Consider the following 25,275-nt stretch of genomic DNA (forward strand, 5'->3'; position numbering starts at 1 on the left):
CGGCGACGGGATGCTGCACCAGATGGCCTTCCGGGACGGCCAAGCCAGCTACCGCAACCGCTTCGTCCGCACCAAGGCCTTCGAGGCCGAGCAGGCGGCGGGCGAGGCCCTGTGGGCGGGCCTTGCGGAGCATCCGGCCAAGTCCAGGCGGCCGGGCTGGGGCGCGCAAGGGTCCCTGAAGGACGCCTCGTCCACCGACGTCGTGGTGCACGCCGGCAAGATTCTCTCGACCTTCTACCAGTGCGGCGAGGGCTACCGGCTGGATCCCTACAGCCTGGAGCAGCACGGACCCGAGGCCTGGGTCCCCGCCGAAGGCGTCTCCGCCCACGCCAAGGTCGACGAGGCCACCGGCGAGCTGCTGTTCTTCAACTACTCGAAGCGCGCGCCCTACATGCACTACGGCGTCGTGGGCGCCGACAACCGGCTGAAGCACTACGTCCCGATCCCTCTGCCCGGGCCGCGCCTGCCGCACGACATGGCGTTCACCGAGCGGTTCTCGATCCTGGCGGACCTGCCGCTCTTCTGGGACCCCGAACTGCTGCCGAAGGGCCACCACGCCGCGCGGTTCTATCGCGACCTGCCGACCCGCTTCGCCATCCTGCCGCGCTTCGGCGGCCCGCAGGACATCCGCTGGTTCGAGGCCAAGCCCTGCTTCGTCCTGCACTGGATGAACGCCTACGAGGAGGGCGACGAGATCGTCCTCGACGGCTATTTCCAGGAGGATCCGCAGCCGCCGCCGCTGGAGGGCTACGGGCCGCGGCTCGGCCAGGTGATGGCCTATCTCGACGAGCATTCGATGAAGCCCAGGCTCTATCGCTGGCGCTTCAACCTAGCGACCGGCGAGGTCCGCGAGGGGCCGCTCGACGACCGCATCCTGGAGTTCGGCTCGTTCAACCAGAAGACCGCCGGCCGCAAGGGCCGCTACCTCTATTCGACCACCGCCAAACCGGGCTGGTTCCTGTTCACCGGCATCGTGAAGCACGATCTGGAGACCGGCGCCTCGTCGACGTTCGAGTTCGGCCCGGGCCGCTACGGCTCGGAGGCCCCTTTCGCGCCGCGGATCGGGGCCCGGGACGAGGACGACGGCTACCTCGTCAGCTTCGTCACAGACATGGCCGCCGACCTCTCCGAATGCGTGCTGATCGACGCCAAGGACATCGCGGCAGGCCCGGTGTGCCGCATCCGCCTGCCGCACCGGATCTCGTCCGGCGCCCACGCGACCTGGGCCGGCGGCGAGGACATCCGCAAGGCCCAGGCGGCGGCGTAACCGAATGGTTCAGCTTGTCGAATAGTCTGCAGGGCCTGCGAAGGGTCCGCATCGGAGGGCGAGCGATGACCACGGTGAACTATCCAAGCCCGATCACGGTCAACGGCTATTCCTGCAAGAACTGCACGGACGTCGACTACGCCAAACAGCACATCGACCCGCAGCATCCCAAGGACGGGCCCTTCGGCGTCAACGCCAAGGACCATGCGCCCTCGACTCTCACGCCGAAACCCGTCTCGGCCGGCGATGCGGCCTCCGCCGACCGCGCGCCGGCGGTCACATTTGGCGGCGCACTGGCCGGCGCGTCGCCGGGGCCGGCGCCGGGGGCTCAGCCCTCGGTCCCAGCGCAGCGTCTCGATATCCTGGCCTAGGTTGAAGACCCAATCAGCCGATTGAATTTATTTGATTACGTCGTGGCCCGGCTTGTCCGGGCCACCCGCGGTCTCGGTATCGAAGGGCATTGCGCGGCGGCGCAGCGGGCCTTTCCGACGCATCGTTGTTCATGGGTCGCCCGGTCAAACCGGGGCGATGACGATCGAGAGGGGGAGATGATCGAGCGTTCAGCCTAGGGCTTGGGGGCGCCGGCCGCCCGGCCACGGATGAGGTGGCAGGCCGGCCGCCTGGCTACCGCCATCGGGATCGCCCGCGACCGGCGACTGCGCGAATCTGTCGCGCTTTGTGGGAAATCGCCCTAACTTCCCGCGAACGGCGATGATTTGGGAATCACCTGGGATGCGGTCGCGACTGTCGGACAAGACCGGGGCGGCTATCCGCAAACTTCGGCTCGCGCGCGGCTGGAACCTGGCGACGCTCAGCGAGGAGAGCGGCGTGCCGATCTCCACCCTGTCGCGGGTGGAGCTGGGCCAGAACGCGCTCAACTACGACAAGCTGATGCGGCTCTGCCGGGCCCTGGAGGTCGACCTCGAAGGCCTGATGACGCGCGAGGCGGAAGGCGCGGCCGCGCCTTCCGGACGCCGCGCAGTGATCCGGGCGGGCGAGGGCGAGCCGGTGCGCGTCGGGCCGGCCGGCGGGCGCGCGGCCGCGGCCGACCTGCTCTCCAAGAGCTTTTCGCCGACCATCCTGGAGGTGACGGCCGAGACCCTGGACGCGCATGGCCCGCCGGTGGTCCAGCCGGGCGAGGCCTATGTCCTGGTCCTGGGCGGCGCGGTGGAGTTCCACAGCCACCTCTACGCGCCCCTGGCCCTGGCGAGCGGCGATGCGGTGCATTTCGACGCCGCCTCGGGCTATGCGCTGCTGGCCCGCGGCGGACCGGCCCGGGTCCTGCTGGTCACCACCGGCGACCTGCCGCCCGCAGCCTAGACTGCCCACCCTGACGCGCTCTCGGCGCATGGGAATTCCCATTTTCTGAGATTCGCCCGACGCCCGCCAGGGCGGCTGGGTCTGCGCGTCCGTCCTCGCGGCCGCCGCCGCCCAGGGCCGGCGCGGGCGAAAATCCCCGCCGACCATTCCCAGTCTTAACCAATATTTCAGCGGTCTCTGGGAAGGTTCCCATGGATCCCGCCAAGATCGGCTGGACGCAGATCGAGACCCGCGATGACCCTCAACAATCTGAACATCTCCCGGAAGCTGACCCTCGGCTTCGCGGTCGTGGTCACGACCGTCGCCATCATGTGCGCGGCGCTGTTCGTCTGCCTGCAGAACATCCGCACCGCTGTGCGCGAGAACGACGCCAGGGTCGCCCGGGTCCAGACCGCCGACGCGATCCTGATGTCGATGGTCGAGCGCCAGAACGCCACGCGCGGCTTCGTCGCCACGGGCGACAAGTCCTATCTCGAGAAGCTCGACCAGCAGGCGAAGATCTTCGACGGCAAGCTGACCGAGCTGGCCCAGATCTCGCCGGAGCACATGGCCGAGATCCAGGCCATGCGCGCCTCGGGCTCGCTGGCCAACGCCGAAGAGGACGCCCAGGTCGCGACCAGCCGCGATCCGGCGCACCATGCGGAGGCCGTGGCGTCCCTGCTGACCACCGGCCGGCTGTTCAAGATCCGCGACCAGATCAAGGCCTACAACGAGCGCGAGGGCCTTGCGCTGAAGGCCTGGTCCAGGAAGCAGGCGGCGAGCCAGGACTTCGCCTCGACGGCGCTCTGCGTCGGCGCGGGCCTGAGCGTGCTGCTCTCGATCCTGATGGGTTGGCTGCTCAGCCGCGGGATCGCCGCGCCGATCAGCAGGATGACCGACGCCATGGGCAAGCTGGCCTCGGGCGACCACGCGGTGGACGTCCCGGCGGCGGGCCGCAAGGACGAGGTCGGCCGGATGGCCGACGCGGTGCAGCACTTCAAGGACGGGGCCATCGAGAAGGTGCGCCTGGAAGCCGAGGCCGCCGAGCAGCGGCGGCAGGCCGAGGCCGAGCGCAAGACCGCCGAGGCCGAGCGCGCCGCCACCGCCCAGCAGCAGACCCAGGTCGTCGACGGCCTGGCCCGGGGCCTGGAGCGCCTGGCCGGCGGCGTGCTGACCTTCCGCCTGAACCAAGCCTTCGCGCCCTCCTACGAGAAGCTGCGCGCCGATTTCAACGCCGCCATGGAGCGGATGCAGGGGACGATCTCCGAGGTGGCCGCCAACTCCGCCGGGGTGCGCTCGGCCTCCACCGAGATCAGCCAGGCCTCCGACAACCTGTCGCGGCGGACCGAGCAGCAGGCGGCGAGCCTGGAAGAGACCGCCGCGGCTCTGGACCAGATCACCGCGACCGTCCGCAAGACCGCCGAGGGCGCTGGCCAGGCCCGCGACGCCGTGGGCTCGGCGCGGGCCGATGCGGAACGCTCCGGCGTGGTGGTGCGCGACGCGGTCGCGGCCATGAGCGAGATCGAGAACTCCGCCCAGCAGATCAGCCAGATCATCGGGGTGATCGACGAGATCGCCTTCCAGACCAACCTCCTGGCCCTGAACGCCGGCGTCGAAGCCGCGCGGGCCGGCGACGCGGGCCGCGGCTTCGCGGTGGTCGCCTCCGAGGTGCGGGCGCTCGCCCAGCGCTCGGCGGACGCGGCCAAGGAGATCAAGGTGCTGATCTCGGCGTCGAGCCAGCAGGTGGACCGCGGCGTGAACCTGGTCGGCGAGACCGGCAAGGTGCTGGAGCGCATCCTCACCCAGGTCACCCAGATCAACGGGGTGGTCATCGAGATCGCGGCCTCGGCTGAGGAGCAGTCCACCGGGCTCCAGCAGGTCAACACCGCGGTCAACCAGATGGACCAGGTGACCCAGCAGAACGCCGCCATGGTGGAGGAGGCGACCGCCGCCTCCCACGCCCTGACCAGCGAGGCCGACACCCTCGCCAGGCTGATCGCCCGCTTCGACGTGGGCGAGCCGCCAAGGGCGCAAGCGGCCCACCCCACCCCGCCGCCGCCCCGCACGGTCACCGCCATGAAGACGGTCGGCCCGCGCGGCGGCGCCGCCCTGGCCGCCGATGAAGACCGCTGGGACGAGTTCTAGGACCGGACATGACCACGACCTCCGACGACACCGATTCCGCCCCGCTGGTGCTGGCCGACAGCCTGGACCTGACGGCGGCGGCGCCCCTGGCGGCCGCCCTGCTGGCCGCGCGCGGCAAGCCCGCGACCCTCGACGCCTCCGGCGTGCAGCGGCTGGGGGCGCAGTGCCTGCAGGTGCTGCTCGCCGCCCGCGCCCTCTGGTCGAGCGACGGCCTGCCCTGGCGGGTGGTCGACCCCTCGCCGGAGTTCGCCGACGCCGCGGCCCTGATGGGCTGCCCAAATCTCGGATTCGATGACCTCGCCCTCGCCACCGCTGTTCAGGACTGACCCCATGAGCATGACTGTTCTCACCGTCGACGACTCCCGGACCATGCGCGAGATGCTGCGCCTGGCGCTGACCGAGGCGGGCTACCGCGTGCTCCAGGCCGAGGACGGCCTGCACGGGCTCGAGGTCCTGGCGTCGGAGACCCCCGAGGTCATCGTCACCGACATCAACATGCCGCGCATGGACGGCTTCGGCTTCATCGAGGAAGTCCGTTCCGACCCGCTGCACCGCGGCGTGCCGATCCTGGTGCTGACCACCGAGAGCGACGCCGAGAAGAAGAACCGCGCGCGGATGGCCGGCGCCACCGGCTGGATCGTCAAGCCCTTCAACCCCGTGAAGCTGGTGGACGCGATCCGCCGCGTCGCCGCCTGAGCCGGGACGAGACCGTCATGGATCCCCTAGCGGCTATTCGCGAGACCTTCTTCCAGGAGTGCGAGGAACAGCTCGCCGAGCTGGAAAGCGGCCTGCTGGCCATGGAGGCCGGCGACACCGACCCGGAGACGATCAACGCCGTCTTCCGCGCGGTGCATTCGATCAAGGGCGGCGCCGGGGCCTTCAGCCTCGAGGCCCTGGTCCGCTTCGCCCACGTCTTCGAGACCGCGCTGGACGAGATGCGTTCCGGCCGGCTGGCTGCGACCAACGAGGTGCTGAAGACCCTGCTGCGGGCCGCCGACGTCCTGGCCGACCACGTGCGCGCCGCCCACGACGGCTCGGCCGTCGACGAGGCCCACACCGCCGAGTTGGCCGAAGAGCTGAAGGCGCTCGACCCCAACGCCGCGGCCGGCGGGGAAGCCGAGTCCGAAGAGGATTGGGGTGACTTCGAGTTCAAGCCCATGGCCGTGGCCGCGCCGGAAGCGCCGCCCGCGGCGGGCGGCTGGCGCGTGCGCTTCGCGCCGCGCGCGGACCTCTACGCCAAGGCCAACGAGGCCGCCCTCCTGCTGCGCGAGCTCGCCCGCCTGGGCGAGACGACGGTGGAGCTGGACGTCTCCGCCCTGCCGGCCCTGGCCGACCTCGACCCGGAGGCCGCTTACCTGGCCTGGACCGTGACCTTGACCGGCGCCGCCGACGAGGCCGCGGTGCGCGAGGTGTTCGAATTCGTGGACGGCGACTGCGAACTGGAGGTGAGCCGCCTGGCCGCCGCCGGCGCGGACGACGCCGCGCCCCTTGTTGAAGATACCGGTGAGACCCTGGACATCGGCGCCCTCCTGGCGCGGGTGCAGGCCGTGGCGGATCCCCCCCCGCCGCCGCTCGAGGCTCCGCCGGCCGCGCCGGCCCCGGCTGCCGTGGCGACCCCCCAAGATCCGTCATCCCCCCCCGACGGACAGGGTCAGCCCCGCAAACCGGAGGCCGGCGCCACCATTCGCGTCGACCTGGAGCGCGTCGACCGGCTGATCGACCTGGTCGGCGAGCTGGTGATCAACCAGGCCATGCTGTCCCAGCGGGTCATGGAGGCCGGCTTCGCGCGGGCCTCCGGCGTGGCCATGGGCCTGGACGAGCTGGAGCAGCTCACCCGCGAGATCCAGGACAGCGTCATGGCGATCCGCGCCCAGCCGGTGAAGTCCGTCTTCCAGCGGATGCCGCGCCTGGTCCGCGAGGTCGCGGCCATGACCGGCAAGCCGGTCCGCCTGGTCACCGACGGCGAGGGCACCGAGGTCGACAAGACGGTCATCGAGCGCCTGGCCGATCCGCTGACGCACATGATCCGCAACGCCATCGACCACGGCCTGGAGAGCCCCGAGAAACGCGCCGCGGCGGGCAAGCCGGCGGAGGGCGTGGTGCGCCTGGCCGCCGCCCACCGCTCCGGGCGCATCGTCATCGAGGTCGCCGACGACGGCGGCGGCATCAACCGCGAGCGGGTCAAGTCGATCGCTATCGAGAAGGGCCTGATCGCGCCGGAGGCCGCGCTGAACGACGAGGAGATCGACAACCTGATCTTCATGCCGGGGTTCTCCACGGCCAGCGAGATCAGCGACATCTCCGGCCGCGGCGTGGGCATGGACGTGGTGCGCCGCTCGATCCAGGCGCTGGGCGGGCGGATCACCATCTCCTCGCGCCCCGGCAAGGGCTCGACCTTCACCATGAGCCTGCCGCTGACTCTGGCGGTGCTCGACGGCATGGTGGTCTCGGTCCAGGGCCAGACCCTGGTCGCGCCGATCACCGCGATCGTCGAGACCCTGTTGCCCAAGCCGGGCGACGTGCACAGCCTGGGCGGCTCGGCCCGGGTGATCGCCATCCGCGACACCTACGTGCCGCTGATCGACGTGGGTCAGGCGCTGGGCTACCGCGCCGGCCCGCTGGACGCGACCCAGGGCGTGGCCCTGCTGATCGAGGGCGAGGGCGGCGCGCGCGCGGCCCTGCTGGTCGACGCCATCCAGGGCCAGCGCCAGGTGGTCATCAAGTCGCTGGAGGCCAACTACCAGCAGGTCCCGGGCGTGGCCGCGGCCACCATCCTGGGCGACGGGCGCGTGGCCCTGATCCTCGACATCGACACCATCGTCGCGGTCTCCCGCGGCGCCGACTCTCTCCGCGCTGAGAAGCGCCTCGCGGCGACAGGCTGAACAGCATGACCCAGACCCATTCCACCGTGGCCGGCGCCCAGGCGGGCGGTTTGCGCGAGCTGATCTCCTTCCGGATCGGCGCCCAGGAGTTCTGCGTCGACATCATGGCCGTCCGCGAGATCCGCGGCTGGACCGCGGCCACCGCCCTGCCGCAAGCCCCGCCCTTCGTCCGCGGGGTGATCAACCTGCGCGGCGCCGTGCTGCCGATCGTCGACCTGGCCGCGCGCCTCGGCTTCGAGTCCTCGGAGACCACCGACCGCAACGTGATCATCGTCGCCCAGATCGGCCAGCAGGTCGTGGGCCTGCTCGTGGACGCGGTTTCCGACATCCTCACCGTCACCGACGACGTGATCCAGCCGACGCCCGACGTCGCCTCCGACACGGCCAAGCTGTTCGTCCGCGGCCTGCTGGCCGTCGACGGCCGGATGATCAGCCTGATCGGCCTGGAACGCGTGATGCCCGATCTCGAGCTCGAGGCCGCATGACCGCCTCAGCCGCCTTGAAGCCCCGGACGCCCGCGCCGATGGTGGAGGGCGAGTTCCTCTTCACGGAGGACGATTTCCGCAAGATCGCCGCCATGATGCACGGCGAGGCGGGCATCGCCCTGCACGAGACCAAGGCCACCCTGGTCTATTCGCGACTGGCCAAGCGGCTGCGCGCGCTCGGCCTGTCGAACTTCCAGGACTACTGCGCCCTGGTCGCCGGCCCCGACGGGCTCGACGAGCGGCAGAAGATGCTGGCGGCGCTCACCACGAACGTGACCCGCTTCTTCCGCGAGCCGCATCACTTCGAGCACCTGCGCGACAAGGTGCTGCCGCCGCTGCTGGCGGCGGCCAAGTCGGGCGGCAAGGTGCGGCTGTGGTCGGCGGCCTGTTCGAGCGGGCAGGAGCCCTATTCGGCGGCGATGACGATCCTGTCGCTGGCGCCCGATGCGGCCAATCTCGACATCAAGATCCTGGCCACCGACATCGATCCCAACGTGGTCGCCGACGCCCGCACCGGGATCTACGCCGAGAGCCTGCTGACCGGCATCCCGGACGACTACCGCCGACGCTGGACCACGCCGCTCGCCGCCCGGCCGGGTTCGGTGCAGATCGCCGACGAGGCGCGCGCGCTGATCACCTTCAACGAGCTGAACCTGATCGGCGACTGGCCGATGAAGCGGCGCTTCGACGCCATCTTCTGCCGCAACGTGGCGATCTATTTCGACGACGAGACCCAGGCGCGCCTGTGGAGCCGGTTCGCGCCACTGCTGCCGCGCGGCGGGCGGCTCTACATCGGCCACTCGGAACGCATCGCCGGCCCCGCCGCCGCCTGCTTCGAGCCCGACGGCATCACCACCTACCGCCTGGCCCGCGAGCTCGCCCGATGATCCGCGTCCTGATCGTCGACGACAGCGCCACCATGCGCAAGTTGATCGCCGCATCCCTGTCGACGGATCCCGAGTTCGAGGTGGTCGGCGAGGCCGCCGATCCGCTGCAGGCGCGCGACGCCATCAAGGCGCTCAACCCCGACGTCATCACCCTGGACGTCGAGATGCCGAACATGAACGGCCTCGATTTCCTCGAGCGCGTGATGCGGCTGCGGCCCATGCCGGTGGTGATGGTCTCGACCCTCACCACCCGCGGCGCGGAGGTGACGCTGGCGGCCCTGGAGCTGGGCGCGGTCGACTGCGTCGCCAAGCCGACGGCGGCCACGCCTCGCGCCTTCGACGCCCTGCCCGACAAGGTGCGCGCCGCCGCCGGGGCGCGGGTGCGCGCGCAGCGCGCGGCGGCCGCCGCCGCCGAGCCGGACGCCCAATTCACGCCCGGCGACCATCTGGTGGCCATCGGCTCCTCCACCGGCGGCGTCGAGGCCCTGTTGTCGATCATCGAGCGGCTGCCGGCCAACTGCGCGCCCACGGTGATCACCCAGCACATGCCGGCGACCTTCACCAAGAGCTTCGCCGAGCGCCTGAACCGGGCGTGCCGGGCGGAGGTGCGCGAGGCGCGCGACGGCGACGCCCTGGCGCCCGGCAAGGTGTTCCTGGCCCCCGGCGGCGACAGCCACCTCGAGGTCGACGGGGTCAGCCACCTTCGATGCAGGGTGAGCCCCGGCCCGGCGGTCAGCGGCCACTGCCCGTCGGTCGACCGCCTGTTCGAATCCGTGGCGCGCGCCGCCAAGGGCCGCGGCGTCGGGGTCATACTGACCGGCATGGGCCGCGACGGAGCCCGCGGGCTCCTGTCCATCCGCGAAGCCGGCGGCCGGACCCTCGGGCAGAACGAAGCCACCTGCGTGGTCTACGGCATGCCCAAGGCCGCCTTCGAAATCGGCGCCGTCGAACGCCAGCTACCGCTGGAAAAGATCGCGCCGGCGATCCGTCAACTCACCAACCGGGAAGGGCCGCGCTGATGCCTGCCGCAGCGACCATCACATGTCTCGTCGTCGACGACCAACAGACCATCCGCTCGCTCGTGCGCAGCGGCCTGCAGGAACTGGGCTTCAAGACCGTCCATGAAGCCGTGGACGGCGAGGAAGGCCTGCGCCAGTTGCTGAACCGGCCGGTCGGCCTGGTGATTTCCGACTTCAACATGCCCAAGCTGGACGGCCTGGGCCTGCTGCGCGCGGTGCGGGCCCACCCGCCGATCCAGAAGACGGCCTTCATCATGCTGACCGGCCGGGCCGACAAGGACCTGGTCCAGCGCGCCGTGCAGTTCGGGGTCAACAACTACCTGGTCAAGCCCTTCACGGTCGCCACCCTGAAGGAGAAGATCGAGGCGGTCTTCGGCGTCCTCGCATGACGCTGGCCGCCGGCGACTGGGAGGCCGAGCGCGCTCAGGCCGAGCCCCGCAAGGTCCATGTGATCCAGGGTGAGTTCCACGTGTCCGACGATGCGGACGTGGTGCTGACCACGATCCTGGGCTCCTGCGTGGCCGCCTGCGTGCGCGATCCGGTCGCCGGCGTCGGCGGCATGAACCACTTCCTGCTGCCGGGCGAGAGCGGCGGCGAGGGGCTGCGCTACGGCGTGCAGTCGATGGAACTGCTGGTCAACGCCCTGCTGCGCCGCGGGGCGCGGCGCGACCGGCTGGAGGTCAAGCTGTTCGGCGGGGCGCGGCTGATCGACGGGCTCACCGACGTGGGTTCGCAGAACGCCGCCTTCGCCGAGCGCTTCGTCCGCGACGAAGGCCTGGTGGCGGCGGGCGGGTCCCTGCGCGGCCAGTGCGCGCGGCGCATCCAGTACTGGCCGGTCAGCGGCCGGGCCCGCCAGGTGCTGCTGGAGGCCGCCGGCTCCCGCGTCTTCGCCGCCGAGCGCCCCCGCGCCGCGGCGCCGCCGCCTACCGAACAATCCGGCGCCCTGGAGCTCTTCTGATGGCCTCGCCTTCCCCGACGCACAGTGGGCCGACCCTGCGCCCGCTGGCCGAACCCCTGCAACTGGCGGCGATCGAGCTGGCCGACCTGGCGCGCCTCAGCGACCGGCTGCAGAAGTCCGTCGCCCGCCTGACCGCCGACCTCGGACCGCCCGACGCGGCGTTCCTCACCGAGGTCCAGGCGATGGACCTGCTGAGCCAGCGCCTCGACGGCATGGCCGCCTTCCTGCGCGTGCTGGCCGCCTCCGCCCCGACCCATGTGAAGACCGACGTGCACGCCGCGGTCATGGGCCTGACGCTTGCCGAGCAGGCCCGCCGGCTGTCCGGGGCGCAGGCCGAGCCGGCCGAGGCGGCCGAGGCGGCGGAAGTCGGTGAACTCCAGCTCTTCGGGGACCTCGGGGACTAGCCATGTCGACCGTTCCGTTCCGCCGCCAGGAGCGTGTCAACCTGTCGACCGCCGAGGTGCTGATCGTCGGCGGCGACGCCGACGGCGTGGAGATCCTGGCGCAGATGTTCGCCGGTTTCGGGGTGCATACCCCGCGCCGCTGCGCCTCGGGCGCCGAGGCCATGACGATGGTGGGCGAGCGCGAACTGAACCTGATGGTGGTGGACAGCCAGCTTGCCGACACCGACGGCTATGATTTCATCAACTGGCTGCGCCGCTGCGGCTCGCCCAACGCCTGGGCGCCGGCCATCCTGGTGACCGGCCACACGACCTCGGCGCAGATCTTCCGGGGTCGCGACGCCGGGGCAAGCTTTGTCGTGCGAAAGCCGGTCCCGCCGCTGGTCATGATGCAGCGCATCATCTGGCTGTTGTCCGACCCTCGCCCCTTCGTGACCTCGCCGGGCTATTGCGGCCCGGACCGGCGGATCCGCTCGATCGGACCGCCCGTGGGCATGAAAGGCCGCCGCCACGACGACCTTTCCGTCGAGGTCGGTGCGGCCAAGACCCCCAATCTCGAACAGGACGAAATCGACGCCCTGTTCCAACCCAAGGCGGCCCTCAGATGACCGATGCGCGTGTGTTCAAGGTTGAGAACAAGCTGGCCAAGATCGCCCGCCTTCCGGGCGGCAAGAACATCAACGAGGCCGTGCACAGCGCCGAGAAACGCATCGAATCGGTGCGCGAGCAGTGCGTCGCGGCCCTGGCGCCCAAGGCCGACCAGCTCGTCCAGGCCGCGGCCGGCGATCGCGCGGGCGGGGCGCACGCGACGCTCGAGCGGCTGTACCACATCAGCAACGCGATCTTCGGCGTGGCCAGCGTCTACGAGCTGGGCGCCCTCGCAGAAGCGGCGTGCAGCCTGTGCGACCTGCTGCAGGGCTTCCGCAACGGCGAGACGGTCAACTGGTCGGCGGTGGACGTGCACGTCGACGGCATCCGCCTGCTGGCGACGGGGCGGTCCGACGGGGCGATGTCGGTGCTGGCCGGCCTGCGCAAGGTGCGCGCCAGGTTCGCGGCTCCGGAATAGGCGGTCAGGCGACGCGGGCGGCCGGCAAGGGAAGGGCGTCCGCGGCCTGGACCAGGACGCGCTCAAGGGCGCGTGCGATGCGCGCCTCGGCGGGGGTGTGCTGCAGGCCCAGGCGCGCCTCCTCGACGATGTCGAGCGTCCTTTGCGGGGCGGCGCGCTCGGCGGCACGGGTTGCCTCTTCCTCGAGCGCGGCCTCTGCGGCGGTGTTCAGCAGGGGCGAGAGCGCGGCCAGCGCCCGCAGGGTCGCCCGGCTGAGCGCAAGCGAGGCCTGCAGGTCGGCGTCGAGCCCGTGCAGGACATTGCGGTCATGTTCGGCCTCGGCCAGGATTTCGCGCACCACGCTCGTCTCTCTAGGGATGATCTGGTGACGGCTTAGCCGTGGCTGGTTAATCGAAACTAAAAATGTGCATTTGCACATATTGTTTCTAGAAAATATCCCGTTTGCACATTCCCTGGGATTGGCCTTGAGTGCGACGGCCATGTCAGCCGCCCGCCCGCCCGGCCCGCCGCCCAACTCCGTAGACCCCGAAGGCGAGTTCCCCTTGGGCGCGCCGGAGTATTTCTTCTACCTGTTGTTCCAGGCGGCGCGGCAGCGGGACCTCTACTTCGACCGGGCGCTGGAGCCGGTGGGCCTCAACATCGCGCAATGGCGCTCGCTGGCGATCATCCGGCGGCTGGAATCCTGCACCATGACGGCGCTGGCCCGCTACAGCACCGTTGAGCGCACCACGCTCACCCGGGCGGTGGACCAGCTCGCCGCGCGCGGCCTCGTCGACCGCTCGGTCCCCGACCGCGACCGGCGCCAGGTCAACCTGGCCTTGAGCGACCTGGGCGCGACGGTCTACGCCCAGGCGGTCGAGATCCTCAAAGAGCGCAACCGGACGGTGTTGGCCGAGGTGGACGCCGAGCGCCTGCGCGCGGCCACGCGGGTGCTGCAGGAGACCCTGCTCAAGCTGGCGGGCGGTGGCGACCTGGCCGCGGATCTGCTGAATTTCGGGAACGCCGCGCCGCTGCCGGACGGCTAGGCCCGCGCGTCTCGCGGCGCCTGGATTCCCACGAATTCCCACTTTTAACGATGGATTATTCCGGATGGTGCAGCTTTAGCGCGAGCCCATCGGGAGATCTTTCGTGCCCTACAACCTGGGTCGCCGCCTGGCCCTGACCAACGCCGTTGCTTTCGTCCCGGCCGGCGCCAGCGCCGGCGCGGCGGTTACCGGTAAGGCGGCGACCGAAGAGGGGCGCGACCGCTGGGTCACGCCGCTGCGGGTGCGCGTGGCCCTGATGGGGGAATCCCTCAGATGATGTCCCCCCTGCTCCGGGCGATCGCGGCGGCGCCGGGCGACGCGTTCGAGCGCGTCCTGGCCTGGCGCGCGCGCAATGTCTGGCAGCGCACCTTGCAGGCGACCCTGGTCGGCCTGCTCTGCTGGCTGGGCGGCGATCATCGCTTCGTCGCTCTCTGGGCCGCGGTGACGATGACGGCCGGCGTCGTCGACGGCCAGCTCAGCCGATGGCTGCTGTATCGGCCCCGCGCGAAGGCGGCCGTCGCCCTGGTCGCGGCCAGCTATGCGGTTTCCGCCGTCAGCTTCGCGGCCTGCGCCCTGGTGCTGTCGCGGCCGCCCACGCCGGCGCACCTGGCCGAGGCGGTGCTGGTGCTCTGCGCGGCCTGCCTCAACAACGCGATGATGTGCAGCGGCTCGCGCCTGGCGACCCTGGTCCTGGTGGGCCCGGCCTCGGCCATGCTGATCGCCGGCCCGGTCCTGGCGCGCCTGGCCGGCTATCCGGTGGCCGCCGCGGACCTCCCCGTCATGGCGATCGCCAGCGTGGTCTTCACGGTCTTCATCGTGCGCACGGCCAACGCCTTCCACGCCCGCGGCCAGACGCTGAAGGCCGCCCTCGACGACCTGGCGAGTGCGGGACAGGCCGCCCAGCTCGACCGGCAGCGCTGGCAGATGATCTTCCGCCACAGCCCGATGGCGCACCGGTGCGTCGACGCCTCGTCGCTCTACCGGCTGCTGCACGCCGAGGGCGGTCCAACCGCGACCGGCCTCGGCGATCGTCTGAAGGCTATGGTCAATTCGGTCGACGACATCGCCGTCCACATTCAGGTGGTCGAAGCGAATGAGGCAGCCGAGGCGATGTTCGGCGGCAGGGGGACGCGGCCGAACTTCACCGAAGCCTCGCTGGACGCGTTCTTCGAGGCCCTGAACGGCGTAGGCGAAGATGGTGTCCTACCCATGTTCGTGGCCCAAGTGGTTCGGACCGATGGCGAGACAATTGAGGTTGAGGTCCACCATCGCGTGGCCCCGGGCGCCGGTGCGCCCTGGAGCCTGTGCATGGCGACCTATGTCGACGTCACCGAGGCGCGGCGGGCGGCGCGCGAGCAACGCGAGGCGCTGGAGGCCGCCGAGGTCGCCAACCGCGCCAAGAGCGACTTCCTCACGGTGATCAGCCACGAGATCCGCACGCCCCTGAACGGCGTACTCGGCATGGCCCAGGCCATGGCGCTGAGCCCGCTCTCCAAGCTGCAACGCCAGCGGCTGCGGGTGATCGGCGAGAGCGGTTCGGCCCTGCTCGCCATCGTCGACGACCTGCTCGACCTGTCCAAGATCGAGGCCGGCGGACTCGAGATCGTGCGCACGGACTGCGACCTTGCCGCCCTGGTCGAGAGCGTCCATGCGGCCTATTCGGCGGAGGCCGCCTCCCGGGGCCTGGCCTTCGTCCTCGACCTCGACCCGGCGGCGTCCGGGCTCTACGAGGCCGACGCCGGGCGCGTGCGGCAGATCCTCGGCAACCTGATCTCCAACGCCCTCAAGTTCACCCACGAGGGCGAGGTCAAGGTTCGCCTGGCCCGCACTGGGCGCGGGGTGCGGCTCGAGGTGAGCGACACCGGCATCGGGATCGCGCCCGACCGCATCGCGGCGCTGTTCGAGACCTTCGCCCAGGCGGATTCCTCGGCGACCCGCCGCTATGGCGGCGCGGGCCTGGGCCTGGCCATCTGCCGCCGGCTGGCGCAGGCCATGGACGGCGACATCAGCGCCTGCAGCCTGCCGGGCCGCGGCAGCGCCTTCACGGTCGATCTGCCGATGGCTCCCTGTCAGGCGGCGGCCGGCGGCGGGCCCCTGGGGTCGACGCCGAGCGGCAAGCCGCTGCGCGTGCTGGCGGCCGAGGACAATCCGGTGAACCGCATGGTGCTGAAAGCCCTGCTCGCCCAGATCGACATCGAGCCGGCGTTTGTCGAAAACGGCCTGGAGGCGGTCGCGGCCTGGGAGGCGGCCGACTGGGACATCATCCTGATGGACGTGCAGATGCCGCAGATGGACGGCCCGACGGCGACGCGCCGGATCCGGGCCCGGGAGGCCGAACTGGGCCGTGCGCCGACCCCGATCGTCGCGATCACCGCCAACGCCATGATCCACCAGGTGGCCAGCTACCGCGCGGCGGGAATGACCGAGGTGGTCTCCAAGCCGATCAGCGTGGAGGCCCTGTTCGCCGCCCTGCTGTGCGCCGTGACCGCCCCGAAGGTTCAGCCGCTGATGGCCGCGACGGGCTGATCGGCGAACGCCGCGGCCAGCTCGCGCGCCAGGTCGGCGCGCCGGTAGGGCTTGCCCAGGAAGCCGGCGCGGCCGTCCATCCGCAGGGCGCGGATCGAGGGCTCGTCGGTGTGGCCCGAGGTGAACAGCACGCGCAGGTTCGGGTTCAGCATCCGCGCCTGATCGGCGAGCTGGCGGCCGTTCATGCCGCCGGGCATGACGATGTCGGTCATCAGGAGGTCGATGTCGGGACAGGCGTCCAGCCGGCGCAGGGCGTCGTGGCCGTTGCGCTGGGCGGTCACCCGGCAGCCGAGCGAGGCCAGTTGCCGCTGGACCTGGTCGCGCAGCAGGTCGTCGTCCTCGACCAGCAGGATATGGCGCGGAGCCGCGGGCGCTGCGGCGCTTTCCGCCTCCTCCTCCGCATCGGGACCCGCGTCACCGGGCGCATCGGTCAGCGGCAGGTAGATGCGCACCTGGGTGCCACGGCCCGGCTCGGAGTCGATCTCCAGGCGGCCCCCCGACTGGCTGGCGAAGCCGTGCACCATGCTGAGGCCGAGGCCCGAGCCCTGGCCTTCGGGTTTGGTGGTGAAGAACGGCTCCAGGGCCTGACCGCGGGTCTGCGGCGACATGCCCTCGCCGGTGTCCTCAACCGACAGCACCACGAAGCCCGCCCCGTCGCCCTCCGCGGCCGGCTCGCGGGCGGCGCGCAGGGTCAGCCGCCCGCCGCCCGGCATGGAATCGCGGGCGTTGATGCAGAGGTTGAGCATGGCCGAGGTGAGCTGCGTGCGGTCGGCCAGGCAGAACAGCGCCTCGTCGCCGGCCTGCGCCTCGATGATCACATGGCTGTTGATCGTGCGCCGCAGGATCGGCAGCAGGTCGCGCAGGAAGCCCGCACAGTCGACGGCCCGCGGGGCGAGCGGCTGGGTGCGCGCGAAGGCCAGCAGCCGGCTTACCAGCTCCGCGCCGCGCTCCGCCGCGTCCAGCGCCAGCCGCGCCAGGGCGCGCAGCTCCGGCGCCTGATCCAGCCCGTCGGCCAGGCTCTCGGTGGACCCGATGACCACCGTCAGCAGGTTGTTGAAGTCGTGGGCGATGCCGCCGGTCAGGCGGCCGATCGCCTCCATCTTCTGCGCCTGGCGCAGCTTTTCCTCGGCGGCCATGTGCTCGCGCATGTCGCGGCCGATGCTGATGACCGTGTCCTCGGATTCCGACCGGACCGCCGACCACATCACCGGGATCACCGTGCCGTCCTTGTGCAGGTGGCGGTTGACGAACGGCGCCACCGTCACGCCCCGACCGACCTGGCGAGCCAGCTCCGCGCCCCTGGCCCGGTCGTCCGGATGCAGGAAGTCCTGATAGCAGCGGCCGATCATCTCCTCCGGGCGATAGCCCCACAGCCGCTCGGCGTGGCGGTTGACCTGCTGGAAGCACCCGTCGAGGCCGACCACGCAGATGATGTCGTGGGAATTGTCGAAGATCGCCTGGGCCGCCTCCAGCGCGGCCTTGAGCTGCTCGCGGCTGGCCCGCAGCTCGTCGGCGGCCAGCTTCTCGACCGTGACCTCGTGGCCCTGGCAGAAGACGCCATAGACCTCGCCCTGGGCGTCGCGCAGCGGCTGCAGCACGAAGTCGGCGTAGGCCTCCTCGTCGGGGCCGCCGGGGCAGCGGTTGATCAGCAGCTTGGTGGCCCGCTGCATATGGGGCCGGCCGCTGCCGTAGACCTGATCGAGCAGCCGGCCGAAGCCGCGGGAATAGCCGCGGGGCATGGCGACGCGCGCCGGCTGGCCGACGATCGACGGCTCCAGGCCCGTGAACGCCAGGTGCGCCGGGTTGGCCATCTGCACCACATGGTCGGGGCCGGTGAAGACGATCATGCAGCCGGGCGCCTGGTCGAACAGCTCCCGGATCCGCTGCACCTCGGTGTCGGAATGCGAGGCCACGCGGCTGTGACCTATGGGCGCAGGGGGCGCGGTTTCGGGGGGAAGCGGCGGGATCATCTCGGGCGCCCCTCGCGGCTGGGCTTGATTTCGGGGGACATTGGGGGGTTCATTTCAGGAGAGGCGTCGCCCGAGGGGGCCCCATGTCGCATCTCGCCCGCGCGGCCGGGTTGACCGGCTTTGTCGAACTGGCGCTCTTGCTGGGTGTCGATCCCTATAAGGTCGCCGCTGACGCGAACCTGCCGGCCGCCGCCTTCACCGACCCGGACCTGAAGGTCTCCGCGCGGGCCCTGAGCCTGATGTACGATCTGGCGGCGGAGCGGTCGGGCGCGGAGGACTTCGCCCTGCGCATCGCCGAAAAACGGCGGCTGTCCAACCTGGGCCCGCTGGCGCTGGCGGTGCGCGAGCAGCCGACCCTGCGCAAGGCTCTGGCGCAACTGGCGCGCTACATCTGGCTGCAGAACGACGCCTATTCGCTCCACCTGGAGGAGACCGGGGACCTGGCGCTGATGCGCATTGCCGCCCCGGCCTGGATGGCGCGCCAGGGCGCCGAGCTCAGCCTGGGCGTCGCCATGACCGTGATGCGCGACCTGCTGGGCGAGGCCTGGCGCCCGCAGGAGGTCTGGCTGCCGCACGCCGCGCCGGCTAGGCTCGACGTCCATCGCCGGCTGTTCGGCGTGACGCCGCGTTTCGAGCAGGACTACGCGGCCCTGCTGTTCGACCGCGCCGACCTGGAGCGCCCGATCGGCCGCGCGGACCCGGCCTTGGCCCGGCAGATGGTCCGCTACCTGGAGCAGATCGCGGAGGGCCGCGGATCGAGCTTCGGCGACAAGGTGCGCGAGATGATCCCCATGCTGCTGCCCAACGGCGACTGCACGGTCGAGCGGGTGGCCCAGCGGATGGGCATGGACCGCCGCACCCTGCATCGGCGCCTGGCCGCCGAGGGACTGACCTTCTCGGGCCTGCTGAACACCGCGCGCCGCGAGGTCTCCGAGGCCCTGCTCACCCGCAGCGGCCGCTCGTTCCAGTACGTGGCCGAGCTCGCCGGCTTCTCCAGCCTGAGCGCCTTCGCCCACTGGTTCCGGCGCCAGTTCGGCTGCACGGCCAGCGACTACCGCGCCAGGCGGACGAGCGGCCCGGCCGCCGCGGTGGCCGGCGAGTCGCCCATCGCCGTCGGCTGAAGCCCGCGCCGCGCCGGCGGCCCGGGTCATGCGGCCCGCGTGGCGAGGACGTCGTCGGGGTCGCGCATCACATAGCCGCCGCCCCAGACGGTCTCGATGTGCTGGCGGTCGGAGGCGGTCGCCAGCTTCTGGCGCAGCTTGCAGATGAACACGTCGATGATCTTGCCGCCGGGTTCGTCCATGCCGCCGTAGAGGCTGGTGAGGAAGACGTCCTTGTGCAGCGTCTTGCCGCGCCGAAGCGCGAGCAGCTCGAGCGTCTGGTATTCCTTCCCGGTAAGATGCACCCGCACGCCGTTCACGTGCACGGTGCGGGCGTCGAGGTTGAGGGTGACGTCGCCCACGGTGATCGTCGAATCCGCGTGGCCGCTGGAACGTCGGATGACCGCGCGCGCCCGGGCGGTGAGCTCGTCCTTGTGGAACGGCTTGACCAGGTAGTCGTCGGCCCCGCCGGCGAAGGCGCGCACCTTGGCCGCCACCTCGCCGGAGCCGGTCAGGATGATCACCGGCGTCTGGACCTTGGCGCAGCGCAGGGCGCGCAGCACGTCCTGGCCGCTCATGTCCTGCAGGTTCAGGTCGAGCAGGATCAGGTCGAAGCCGTAGGCCTGGGCCAGGTCGAGGCCGTGCTCGCCGGACCCGGCGATCTCGACATTGAACCTCTCGGCCGTGAGCATCAGCTCGACGCTGCGCGCCGCGGCGCGGTCGTCTTCGATCAGCAATACGCGCATCCTGGTCTCCTTGGTTTTTCTGGCGTTGGGCAGGCGGAAGGGGTCGGCGCCGCGGACGCGGTCGCCGGGTCGGTGCGACGGCGGGGGGCCCTACGGCGCGATGGCGATCCCGGGCCCGTGGGCGGCTTCGGCCTCGTAGCCCGGCGGCCCGGACGGCGGCCGGTCGAGCACCACCCGGGCGGCGGTGATCAGCGAGGACATACGGAACGGCTTGGCCAGGACCTCATCGGCGCCCAGCTCCTGGGCCCAGACCAGGAAGTTCTGGCTGCGCCCGTAGTGGCCGCCGCCGGAGATGGCGATGACCCGGGTGTCGGGCGCGACGCGGCGCGCCTCCATGATCGTGCCGATCCCCTCCATCTCCGGCATGACGATGTCGGTGACCATGAGGTCGGGCTGCAGCGCCTGCAGCAGCTCGACGCCGACGCGGCCGTTCCTGGCGCAGTAGGTCTGGAAGCCTTCGCGGACGAAGGCCGCGGTGAGCAGCAGGAGCAGGTCGGGGTCGTCCTCCACCAGCAGCACCCTGCGCGCCCGCTCCTGGCCCTGGGGCGGCATGTCGTCTACGGGCAAGGCCTGGGACGTCGCCGGGCCGTCGCCGGCCGAGCCGCTGTCGAGCCTGAGGCCGGCCAACAGGCCCGCCGCGCGGTCGGCGGCGAGCATGCCCACCCGGGCCAGCTCGGCGTGTTGTGGCGAGGCCTTCAGGTTCTTCGCCAGGGACTCGCAGACGCCGATGACCACGGCCAGCAGGTCGTAGAGGTCGCGTGCCCCGCCGGCCGCCGCGGGCGCCGCTTTGGGGTTTGCCAGAGCCGTCGACGGGCTTGAAAACGCGTCGGAAACACGGTCATGGAGAAACTCTGGGCGCATTTCGGTCGTCGATTTCGAACTAGGGTTTCCGAGAACGATCACCCTGTGAAGGAACCGTGGCCGGGCGGCCGCCGGTTCAGTCCCCGAGGGGGTGATTCGCGGCGGTTCCCCTACATGGTTAACGGCGGCCAAGCTTGCTCTGAGGGGACAGAAATTTGATTATCCGGGACAGGTATGTGCATTTGCACCTATATCGCCGGCTTACCTTGTAAACCCGTGGCGCGCAGCCGCGCCGGTCCCGCCCTCAGTCGACGATCCGGCGCAAGGCGGCGGCCAGGGTCTCCTGCGCGCGCTTGGGCGACAGCCCCTGTTCGTTGCGCAGTCGCGACCAGGTTTCGAAGCTGAGCAGCAGGTCGAGGATGTCCAGCTTGAGCTGGTCGCGCGCCACGGCCGGCGGCAACTGGCGCTTCAGGATCTCCCGCTGCGCCGTCACGAACTGGGTGTGGTCCGCCTCCAGGTGCTTCGACCGATGGCGGAAGATGGTCGAGGCGCGCAGGAAGGGCGCGATCTTCTCGAAGGCGTAGGCCCGCCGCTCGACCAGCTCCAGCACCCGCCCGCGCCAGTCCTGCGCCTTGAACGGCCGCTCGGCCCAGGCGCGGACCTCGGCGGAAATCACCCCGGACATCTCGCGGTAGAGGCTGTCCATGTCCTGGAAGTGGCGGAAGACGGTGCGCAGGCCGACGTCGGCGCGCGCGGCCACCTGCTCGGCGCTGGGCGCCATGTCGCCGGAGTGGATGATCTCCAGCATGGCCGCGACGATCCGGGCGCGGTTGTCCTGCCCGCGCCGGCGGCGGCCGTCGCTCGAGGCGTCGGCGGGCGCGGGAGAGAGGGCGACGGGATCGGTCATGCGCATCTCTCCTCGGGCCCGGCGGATGGGGTTCAAGCGTCGGTCAGGTTCGGCGCGTCGCCATCATGGCCCAATCGGAGGGTCCCGTGGAAGCGTCTCGGATGCCGCTCAGCCGGAGCTCTCCCGAAAGCTTGACGGCAGTCGGGGATAGTGACACGCATATTGCCACTATATTCCAAGGCGTCAACTGGAGGAGCCGCGAGGTGGAGACCCTGAGAACCCCCGACGAGCGTTTTGAAGGCCTCGTCGACTGGCCCTTCGCGCCGCGCTACGCCACCCTGATCGATGCGGACCGCACGCCGCTGCGGCTGCACTTTGTGGACGAAGGGCCGCGGGACGGGCCGGTGGTGCTGCTGATGCACGGCGAGCCGTCCTGGGCCTACCTCTACCGCAAGGTCATCGCGAACCTCGCTGCCCAAGGTCGCCGGGTCATAGCGCCGGACCTGATCGGCTTTGGCCGCTCCGACAAGCCGGCGGCCCGCGGGGACTACACCTATGAGCGGCATGTCGCCTGGATGAGCCAGTGGTTCGCCCTGATGGATCTGAGCGACGTGACCCTCTTCTGCCAGGACTGGGGCGGACTGATCGGGTTGCGCCTGGTGGCCGCCTTTCCGGAAACGTTCGCCGGGGTGGTCGTGGCCAACACCGGCCTGCCCACCGGCACGGGCTGGACCGAGGGCTTCAGGGCCTGGTGCGACTTCAGCCAGCGGGTCCCCGAACTGCCGATCGGCTTCATCCTGAACGGCGGCTCGGCCCGCGACCTCAGCCCCGGCGAGATCGCCGCCTATGAGGCGCCGTTCCCGGACGAGCGCTACAAGGCCGGCGCGCGCCAGTTCCCGACCCTGGTGCCGGTCACGCCGGAGCACGCCTCGGTGGCCGAGAACCAGGCGGCGTGGAAGGCGCTGGAGGCTTTCGACAAGCCGTTCCTGACGGCCTTCAGCGACGGCGACCAGGTGACCCGCGGCGGCGAGGCGGTGTTCCAGGCCCGCGTCCCCGGCGCCAAGGGCGAGCCGCACGTGACCCTGCACGGCGGGCATTTCCTGCAGGAAGACAGCCCCGACGAGATCGCCACGCTGATCGACGGCATGATCGCCCGGCGCGTGAAGGGCTTCGCCTGATGGAGGTGGTCAACCAGGTCATGCCGACCGCGGCGCGGGCCATGGCCTTCTTCGGCGGCGCCGAGGACGGGCCTTTCGTCATGGTCAACCTGCTGAAGTTCAAGGCGCAGGCGGAATATGCCGACGGCTCCGGGGCCGGCCTCACCGGCGCCGAGGCCTACGCCCGCTACGGCGCGGGCGTGCGCAAGCTGGTGGAGGGCCTGGGCGGCAAGGTCCGCTATTCGGGCGCGGTCACGGGCCTGATGCTGGGCGAAGTCGAGGAGCTGTGGGACCTGGTCGCGCTGGCCGAATACCCCTCGCTGGCGGCGTTTCGGGCCATGGCGATGTCGCCGGAGATGCACGCTATCGAGCATCACCGGAAAGCGGGCCTCGCCGGCCAGCTCAACATCCGCACCAAGCCGGGCAAGGGGTTCTGAGGTGGGTCTCCCGATCAAGGCGCCAAAAAAAGAGGTGATGGAATGGCTATCTTAGCTGGCCTTCCGCGGCCTCAGCGACAGCGCCAGGAAGACCGCCGCCAGCACCACCGTCACCGGGCTCCCATAGTGCTCCGGCGGGTGGTGGCCGTTCGCGGGCGGCCGCAGGACCCAGCCCTGCAGGCTCATCAGGCCGCGCTCGACGATGACCAGGGCGAGGAACAGCGGCGTCAGCGGCTGGTAGCGCCAGACCACCGCGGCCATGCCCAGCCCGAGCGCAAGCTGGGTGGCGCCCTCCCAGCCGAAGACGCCGATCACCAGGCTGCGCTGCGCGCCGAGATCGAGCCCGGCGATCCCCTCGGCGCCGCCGCTGGGCGCGAAGCTGTGGATCAGGCCCGGGATCAGGGTCAGCACCGTGGCCAGGCCCAGGAACCAGACTGCGGAGCGCGCCCCGCGGTACTGCCCGTTCGTCGAGGGTGGCAGGAAGCTCATGGCAGCGTCCTCAGAGGTCAGTTGTCCCACAGGATGTATTCCTCGCCCCGCCGCTGCGGGACGCCGCTCGGATGGTCGATGAAGACCGGGCCTTGCAGGAGCGACGGCCACAGGGGCTTGACGCTCTGGGCGTCCTGGGCGGCGATCAGCGCCAGCATGGCCTTGGTCCGCGCCGGCTGGAGCGCGGACAACTCGCGCCGCTCGGTCGGGTCGTTGGCCATGTCGTAGAGCCAGACCTTGTGCTGGCCCTCGCTCGACTGCAGCTTCCAGTCGCCGTCCAGCACCACCTTGTACTGGCCGGAGCGCCAGAACAGCGTCTGGTGCGGCCGCCCCTGCGCCTTGCCCTGGATGTAGGGCAACAGGTCCACGCCATCGATCACCCGGTCCTTCGGAACCTGCGCGCCGCCGGCCGCCGCGGCGGTGGCGAAGATGTCGATGTGGCCGACCGGATAGCTGTAGCGGGAATTGGCCGCGATGACGCCGGGCCAGCGCATGAAGAACGGCGCGTGGATACCCCCTTCGAAGAAGGTCGACTTCCACCCGCGGTAGGGCTTGTTGATCTCGGGAAGGCCGATGTAGCCGGCGCCGCCGTTGTCGCTGGTGAAGATGACGAGCGTGTCCCGGTCGAGGCCGTCGGCCTTCAGCTCGGCGAGGATGCGGCCCACGTTCCGGTCGAGGTTGCGGACCATGGCGCCGTAGACCCTCAAGCGGTGGTCCCTGATCTGCGGCAGGGCGTCGTAGTCGGCCTTGGTCGCCTGCAGCGGCGTGTGGATCGCGTTCGGCGCGAAGTACATGAAGAAGGGCCGGTTCCTGTTGGCCCGGATCGCCTTGACCGCCTCGTCGGTGAGGTAGTCGGTCATGTAGCCCTTCGGCGCGAACATCGGACTGCCGTTGAACTGCACCGCGTAGGGCAGGTTCGGCCACAGGAACCTGTCGATCGGATCCCAGGGCTGCTTGGAATTCACCACGCCCGGATCGTGCTCGGGCAGGTACATCGAGGCGCCCGGAATGAAGCCCAGGCTTTCGTCGAAGCCCTGGTCCTCGGGCCGCGACCCTTTGATCCCGCCCAGGTGCCACTTGCCCAGGTGCACGGTGTGGTAGCCGCGGGTCTTAAGCACCTCGGCGATGGTGATCTCGCTCGCGGGCACGCTCAGCATGTTGACCGCCGAGGTCGAGGCCGCCGTGGAGCCGGGCGGCATCTGGGCCAGGCGGTCCTTGAAGAACTTGGGTCCGACCACCGCGTGCGGCTCGGCCTCGGTCCCGACCATCCTCTCGAAGGCCACCGGCGCGGGCGTGAACTCGAAGCCGAAGCGGGTGGGATAGCGGCCGGTCATGATCGCCGCGCGCGAGGGGGCGCAGGTGGCGTTGCCGCAGTAGCCGTTCAGGAAGTCGACGCCCTGATGGCCGATGGAATCGATGTTGGGGGTCGGGACGGCGCCCCGCGCGACGCCGCCGCCGTGGAAGGTGATGTCGTTGTAGCCCATGTCGTCGGCCAGGATGAACAGCACGTTCGGCGGCCGCCGGCCGGGCGGGGCGCCGGGCGGGCCCTCGTTCCAGTCGACCTCGTGGTTCGGCTCGACGTGCGGCAACCGTGCGTGGGCGACCATGGCGAAGATCGTCGCCTTGTTGCCCCACGCGACGCCCAGGGTCGCCACGATGACCAGGGCGATCGCGCCCAGCCAGGTCCACAGCTTCATGGCGCCCCCCACGGCGTCGCTCGACGACGGGAAGCCTATATAGTGACATTCACAATGTCGATAGATGTCGG

The 25,275-nt window shown here is 70.7% G+C and carries 28 protein-coding genes; 21 read left to right on the top strand and 7 right to left on the bottom strand.

Features of this window, described 5'->3' with window-relative positions:
* The 15 genes from VNW53_RS11295 to VNW53_RS11365 all read left to right on the top strand — a co-directional run.
* On the top strand, window positions 1-1,267 hold a 1,267-nt coding region (locus VNW53_RS11295), incomplete at its 5' end, for a carotenoid oxygenase family protein (RefSeq protein WP_325555752.1).
* Between the two features lie 65 nt (window positions 1,268-1,332).
* Window positions 1,333-1,638 carry a hypothetical protein gene (locus tag VNW53_RS11300; protein WP_325555753.1) on the top strand — a complete coding sequence of 102 codons (306 nt, stop codon included), beginning with the start codon at window positions 1,333-1,335 and terminating at the stop codon, window positions 1,636-1,638.
* A 361-nt stretch (window positions 1,639-1,999) separates the two neighbouring features.
* Entirely contained in the window at window positions 2,000-2,587 is a 588-nt protein-coding gene (locus VNW53_RS11305; RefSeq protein WP_325555755.1) for an XRE family transcriptional regulator, read from the top strand.
* A gap of 234 nt (window positions 2,588-2,821) precedes the next feature.
* Window positions 2,822-4,711 (top strand): methyl-accepting chemotaxis protein, encoded by a 1,890-nt coding sequence (locus VNW53_RS11310; RefSeq protein ID WP_325555756.1) that lies wholly within the window; start codon window positions 2,822-2,824, stop codon window positions 4,709-4,711.
* Window positions 4,712-4,719: 8 nt separating this feature from the next.
* Window positions 4,720-5,037 (top strand): STAS domain-containing protein, encoded by a 318-nt coding sequence (locus tag VNW53_RS11315; RefSeq protein ID WP_325555757.1) that lies wholly within the window; start codon window positions 4,720-4,722, stop codon window positions 5,035-5,037.
* A 4-nt stretch (window positions 5,038-5,041) separates the two neighbouring features.
* Window positions 5,042-5,407 (top strand): response regulator, encoded by a 366-nt coding sequence (locus VNW53_RS11320; protein ID WP_325555758.1) that lies wholly within the window; start codon window positions 5,042-5,044, stop codon window positions 5,405-5,407.
* Window positions 5,408-5,424: 17 nt separating this feature from the next.
* On the top strand, window positions 5,425-7,593 hold the full coding sequence (locus tag VNW53_RS11325; protein ID WP_325555759.1) for a chemotaxis protein CheA: 2,169 nt from the start codon (window positions 5,425-5,427) through the stop codon (window positions 7,591-7,593).
* Between the two features lie 5 nt (window positions 7,594-7,598).
* Window positions 7,599-8,078 carry a chemotaxis protein CheW gene (locus VNW53_RS11330; protein WP_325555761.1) on the top strand — a complete coding sequence of 160 codons (480 nt, stop codon included), beginning with the start codon at window positions 7,599-7,601 and terminating at the stop codon, window positions 8,076-8,078.
* Window positions 8,075-8,965 carry a protein-glutamate O-methyltransferase gene (locus VNW53_RS11335; protein ID WP_325555762.1) on the top strand — a complete coding sequence of 297 codons (891 nt, stop codon included), beginning with the start codon at window positions 8,075-8,077 and terminating at the stop codon, window positions 8,963-8,965. Before VNW53_RS11330 ends, VNW53_RS11335 begins: the two co-directional genes overlap by 4 nt.
* Window positions 8,962-9,984: a chemotaxis response regulator protein-glutamate methylesterase gene (locus tag VNW53_RS11340; RefSeq protein WP_325555763.1), complete on the top strand. Its 1,023-nt coding sequence runs from the start codon at window positions 8,962-8,964 to the stop codon at window positions 9,982-9,984. The genes VNW53_RS11335 and VNW53_RS11340 overlap by 4 nt, the downstream gene beginning before the upstream one ends.
* On the top strand, window positions 9,984-10,373 hold the full coding sequence (locus VNW53_RS11345; protein ID WP_325555764.1) for a response regulator: 390 nt from the start codon (window positions 9,984-9,986) through the stop codon (window positions 10,371-10,373). Before VNW53_RS11340 ends, VNW53_RS11345 begins: the two co-directional genes overlap by 1 nt.
* Window positions 10,370-10,942, top strand: coding sequence for a chemotaxis protein CheD (locus VNW53_RS11350; protein WP_325555765.1), 573 nt, complete (start codon window positions 10,370-10,372; stop codon window positions 10,940-10,942). Before VNW53_RS11345 ends, VNW53_RS11350 begins: the two co-directional genes overlap by 4 nt.
* Complete coding sequence (locus tag VNW53_RS11355; RefSeq protein WP_325555766.1) at window positions 10,942-11,346, top strand: hypothetical protein; 405 nt, start codon at window positions 10,942-10,944, stop codon at window positions 11,344-11,346. Before VNW53_RS11350 ends, VNW53_RS11355 begins: the two co-directional genes overlap by 1 nt.
* A gap of 2 nt (window positions 11,347-11,348) precedes the next feature.
* On the top strand, window positions 11,349-11,951 hold the full coding sequence (locus VNW53_RS11360) for a response regulator (protein WP_325555768.1): 603 nt from the start codon (window positions 11,349-11,351) through the stop codon (window positions 11,949-11,951).
* A complete protein-coding gene (locus VNW53_RS11365) occupies window positions 11,948-12,409 on the top strand; it encodes a hypothetical protein (protein WP_325555769.1) in 462 nt (153 codons plus the stop codon). The genes VNW53_RS11360 and VNW53_RS11365 overlap by 4 nt, the downstream gene beginning before the upstream one ends.
* A 4-nt stretch (window positions 12,410-12,413) precedes the next feature.
* On the opposite strand, the gene VNW53_RS11370 is transcribed toward VNW53_RS11365, so the two are convergent.
* Entirely contained in the window at window positions 12,414-12,749 is a 336-nt protein-coding gene (locus tag VNW53_RS11370) for a hypothetical protein (RefSeq protein WP_325555770.1), read from the bottom strand.
* Window positions 12,750-12,888: 139 nt separating this feature from the next.
* Between VNW53_RS11370 and VNW53_RS11375 the strand changes: the two genes are divergently transcribed.
* The 3 genes from VNW53_RS11375 to VNW53_RS11385 all read left to right on the top strand — a co-directional run bounded on the left by VNW53_RS11375 (window position 12,889) and on the right by VNW53_RS11385 (window position 15,960).
* Window positions 12,889-13,434, top strand: a complete 546-nt coding sequence (locus tag VNW53_RS11375; RefSeq protein ID WP_325555771.1) for a MarR family transcriptional regulator — start codon at window positions 12,889-12,891, stop codon at window positions 13,432-13,434.
* 103 nt (window positions 13,435-13,537) lie between these two features.
* Window positions 13,538-13,711, top strand: coding sequence for a hypothetical protein (locus VNW53_RS11380; protein WP_325555772.1), 174 nt, complete (start codon window positions 13,538-13,540; stop codon window positions 13,709-13,711).
* Window positions 13,708-15,960, top strand: coding sequence for an ATP-binding protein (locus tag VNW53_RS11385; RefSeq protein WP_325555773.1), 2,253 nt, complete (start codon window positions 13,708-13,710; stop codon window positions 15,958-15,960). Before VNW53_RS11380 ends, VNW53_RS11385 begins: the two co-directional genes overlap by 4 nt.
* Here VNW53_RS11385 and VNW53_RS11390 read toward each other — a convergent pair.
* Window positions 15,933-17,873 carry a PAS domain S-box protein gene (locus VNW53_RS11390; protein ID WP_325555775.1) on the bottom strand — a complete coding sequence of 647 codons (1,941 nt, stop codon included), beginning with the start codon at window positions 17,871-17,873 and terminating at the stop codon, window positions 15,933-15,935. The genes VNW53_RS11385 and VNW53_RS11390 overlap by 28 nt on opposite strands.
* A 140-nt stretch (window positions 17,874-18,013) precedes the next feature.
* Between VNW53_RS11390 and VNW53_RS11395 the strand changes: the two genes are divergently transcribed.
* A complete protein-coding gene (locus VNW53_RS11395) occupies window positions 18,014-19,051 on the top strand; it encodes an AraC family transcriptional regulator (RefSeq protein ID WP_325555776.1) in 1,038 nt (345 codons plus the stop codon).
* A gap of 26 nt (window positions 19,052-19,077) precedes the next feature.
* Here VNW53_RS11395 and VNW53_RS11400 read toward each other — a convergent pair whose 3' ends face one another.
* The 3 genes from VNW53_RS11400 to VNW53_RS11410 form a co-directional block, all read right to left on the bottom strand.
* A complete protein-coding gene (locus tag VNW53_RS11400) occupies window positions 19,078-19,776 on the bottom strand; it encodes a response regulator transcription factor (RefSeq protein WP_325555778.1) in 699 nt (232 codons plus the stop codon).
* 90 nt (window positions 19,777-19,866) lie between these two features.
* A complete protein-coding gene (locus tag VNW53_RS11405) occupies window positions 19,867-20,637 on the bottom strand; it encodes a response regulator (RefSeq protein ID WP_325555779.1) in 771 nt (256 codons plus the stop codon).
* Window positions 20,638-20,881: 244 nt separating this feature from the next.
* The gene (locus VNW53_RS11410; RefSeq protein ID WP_325555780.1) at window positions 20,882-21,484 is read right to left on the bottom strand and encodes a TetR/AcrR family transcriptional regulator; all 603 of its coding nucleotides are present in this window, start codon (window positions 21,482-21,484) and stop codon (window positions 20,882-20,884) included.
* Between the two features lie 203 nt (window positions 21,485-21,687).
* Between VNW53_RS11410 and VNW53_RS11415 the strand changes: the two genes are divergently transcribed.
* Complete coding sequence (locus tag VNW53_RS11415; RefSeq protein ID WP_325555781.1) at window positions 21,688-22,602, top strand: haloalkane dehalogenase; 915 nt, start codon at window positions 21,688-21,690, stop codon at window positions 22,600-22,602.
* Window positions 22,602-23,018, top strand: coding sequence for a DUF1330 domain-containing protein (locus VNW53_RS11420; protein WP_325555782.1), 417 nt, complete (start codon window positions 22,602-22,604; stop codon window positions 23,016-23,018). Before VNW53_RS11415 ends, VNW53_RS11420 begins: the two co-directional genes overlap by 1 nt.
* A 51-nt stretch (window positions 23,019-23,069) precedes the next feature.
* Here the strand turns inward: VNW53_RS11420 and VNW53_RS11425 are convergent, their stop codons facing one another.
* Complete coding sequence (locus VNW53_RS11425; protein WP_325555783.1) at window positions 23,070-23,507, bottom strand: hypothetical protein; 438 nt, start codon at window positions 23,505-23,507, stop codon at window positions 23,070-23,072.
* A gap of 17 nt (window positions 23,508-23,524) precedes the next feature.
* Window positions 23,525-25,204 (bottom strand): sulfatase-like hydrolase/transferase, encoded by a 1,680-nt coding sequence (locus VNW53_RS11430; RefSeq protein WP_325555784.1) that lies wholly within the window; start codon window positions 25,202-25,204, stop codon window positions 23,525-23,527.
* Between the last annotated feature and the right edge of the window lie 71 nt (window positions 25,205-25,275).

This window comes from Phenylobacterium sp., from assembly GCF_035569475.1.
Taxonomy (GTDB): Bacteria; Pseudomonadota; Alphaproteobacteria; order Caulobacterales; family Caulobacteraceae; genus Phenylobacterium.

Excerpts from the sequence above, each read along its gene's own strand:
- VNW53_RS11335 (WP_325555762.1), top strand. The coding sequence starts at position 8,075 with ATGACCGCCTCAGCCGCCTTGAAGCCCCGGACGCCCGCGCCGATGGTG.
- VNW53_RS11395 (WP_325555776.1), top strand. The coding sequence starts at position 18,014 with ATGTCGCATCTCGCCCGCGCGGCCGGGTTGACCGGCTTTGTCGAACTG.
- VNW53_RS11425 (WP_325555783.1), bottom strand. The coding sequence starts at position 23,507 with ATGAGCTTCCTGCCACCCTCGACGAACGGGCAGTACCGCGGGGCGCGC.
- VNW53_RS11320 (WP_325555758.1), top strand. The coding sequence starts at position 5,042 with ATGAGCATGACTGTTCTCACCGTCGACGACTCCCGGACCATGCGCGAG.
- VNW53_RS11310 (WP_325555756.1), top strand. The coding sequence starts at position 2,822 with ATGACCCTCAACAATCTGAACATCTCCCGGAAGCTGACCCTCGGCTTC.
- VNW53_RS11385 (WP_325555773.1), top strand. The coding sequence starts at position 13,708 with ATGATGTCCCCCCTGCTCCGGGCGATCGCGGCGGCGCCGGGCGACGCG.
- VNW53_RS11410 (WP_325555780.1), bottom strand. The coding sequence starts at position 21,484 with ATGACCGATCCCGTCGCCCTCTCTCCCGCGCCCGCCGACGCCTCGAGC.
- VNW53_RS11420 (WP_325555782.1), top strand. The coding sequence starts at position 22,602 with ATGGAGGTGGTCAACCAGGTCATGCCGACCGCGGCGCGGGCCATGGCC.
- VNW53_RS11355 (WP_325555766.1), top strand. The coding sequence starts at position 10,942 with ATGGCCTCGCCTTCCCCGACGCACAGTGGGCCGACCCTGCGCCCGCTG.
- VNW53_RS11365 (WP_325555769.1), top strand. The coding sequence starts at position 11,948 with ATGACCGATGCGCGTGTGTTCAAGGTTGAGAACAAGCTGGCCAAGATC.
- VNW53_RS11430 (WP_325555784.1), bottom strand. The coding sequence starts at position 25,204 with ATGAAGCTGTGGACCTGGCTGGGCGCGATCGCCCTGGTCATCGTGGCG.
- VNW53_RS11350 (WP_325555765.1), top strand. The coding sequence starts at position 10,370 with ATGACGCTGGCCGCCGGCGACTGGGAGGCCGAGCGCGCTCAGGCCGAG.
- VNW53_RS11305 (WP_325555755.1), top strand. The coding sequence starts at position 2,000 with ATGCGGTCGCGACTGTCGGACAAGACCGGGGCGGCTATCCGCAAACTT.
- VNW53_RS11375 (WP_325555771.1), top strand. The coding sequence starts at position 12,889 with ATGTCAGCCGCCCGCCCGCCCGGCCCGCCGCCCAACTCCGTAGACCCC.
- VNW53_RS11405 (WP_325555779.1), bottom strand. The coding sequence starts at position 20,637 with ATGCGCCCAGAGTTTCTCCATGACCGTGTTTCCGACGCGTTTTCAAGC.
- VNW53_RS11330 (WP_325555761.1), top strand. The coding sequence starts at position 7,599 with ATGACCCAGACCCATTCCACCGTGGCCGGCGCCCAGGCGGGCGGTTTG.
- VNW53_RS11400 (WP_325555778.1), bottom strand. The coding sequence starts at position 19,776 with ATGCGCGTATTGCTGATCGAAGACGACCGCGCCGCGGCGCGCAGCGTC.
- VNW53_RS11340 (WP_325555763.1), top strand. The coding sequence starts at position 8,962 with ATGATCCGCGTCCTGATCGTCGACGACAGCGCCACCATGCGCAAGTTG.
- VNW53_RS11360 (WP_325555768.1), top strand. The coding sequence starts at position 11,349 with ATGTCGACCGTTCCGTTCCGCCGCCAGGAGCGTGTCAACCTGTCGACC.
- VNW53_RS11325 (WP_325555759.1), top strand. The coding sequence starts at position 5,425 with ATGGATCCCCTAGCGGCTATTCGCGAGACCTTCTTCCAGGAGTGCGAG.
- VNW53_RS11345 (WP_325555764.1), top strand. The coding sequence starts at position 9,984 with ATGCCTGCCGCAGCGACCATCACATGTCTCGTCGTCGACGACCAACAG.
- VNW53_RS11300 (WP_325555753.1), top strand. The coding sequence starts at position 1,333 with ATGACCACGGTGAACTATCCAAGCCCGATCACGGTCAACGGCTATTCC.
- VNW53_RS11315 (WP_325555757.1), top strand. The coding sequence starts at position 4,720 with ATGACCACGACCTCCGACGACACCGATTCCGCCCCGCTGGTGCTGGCC.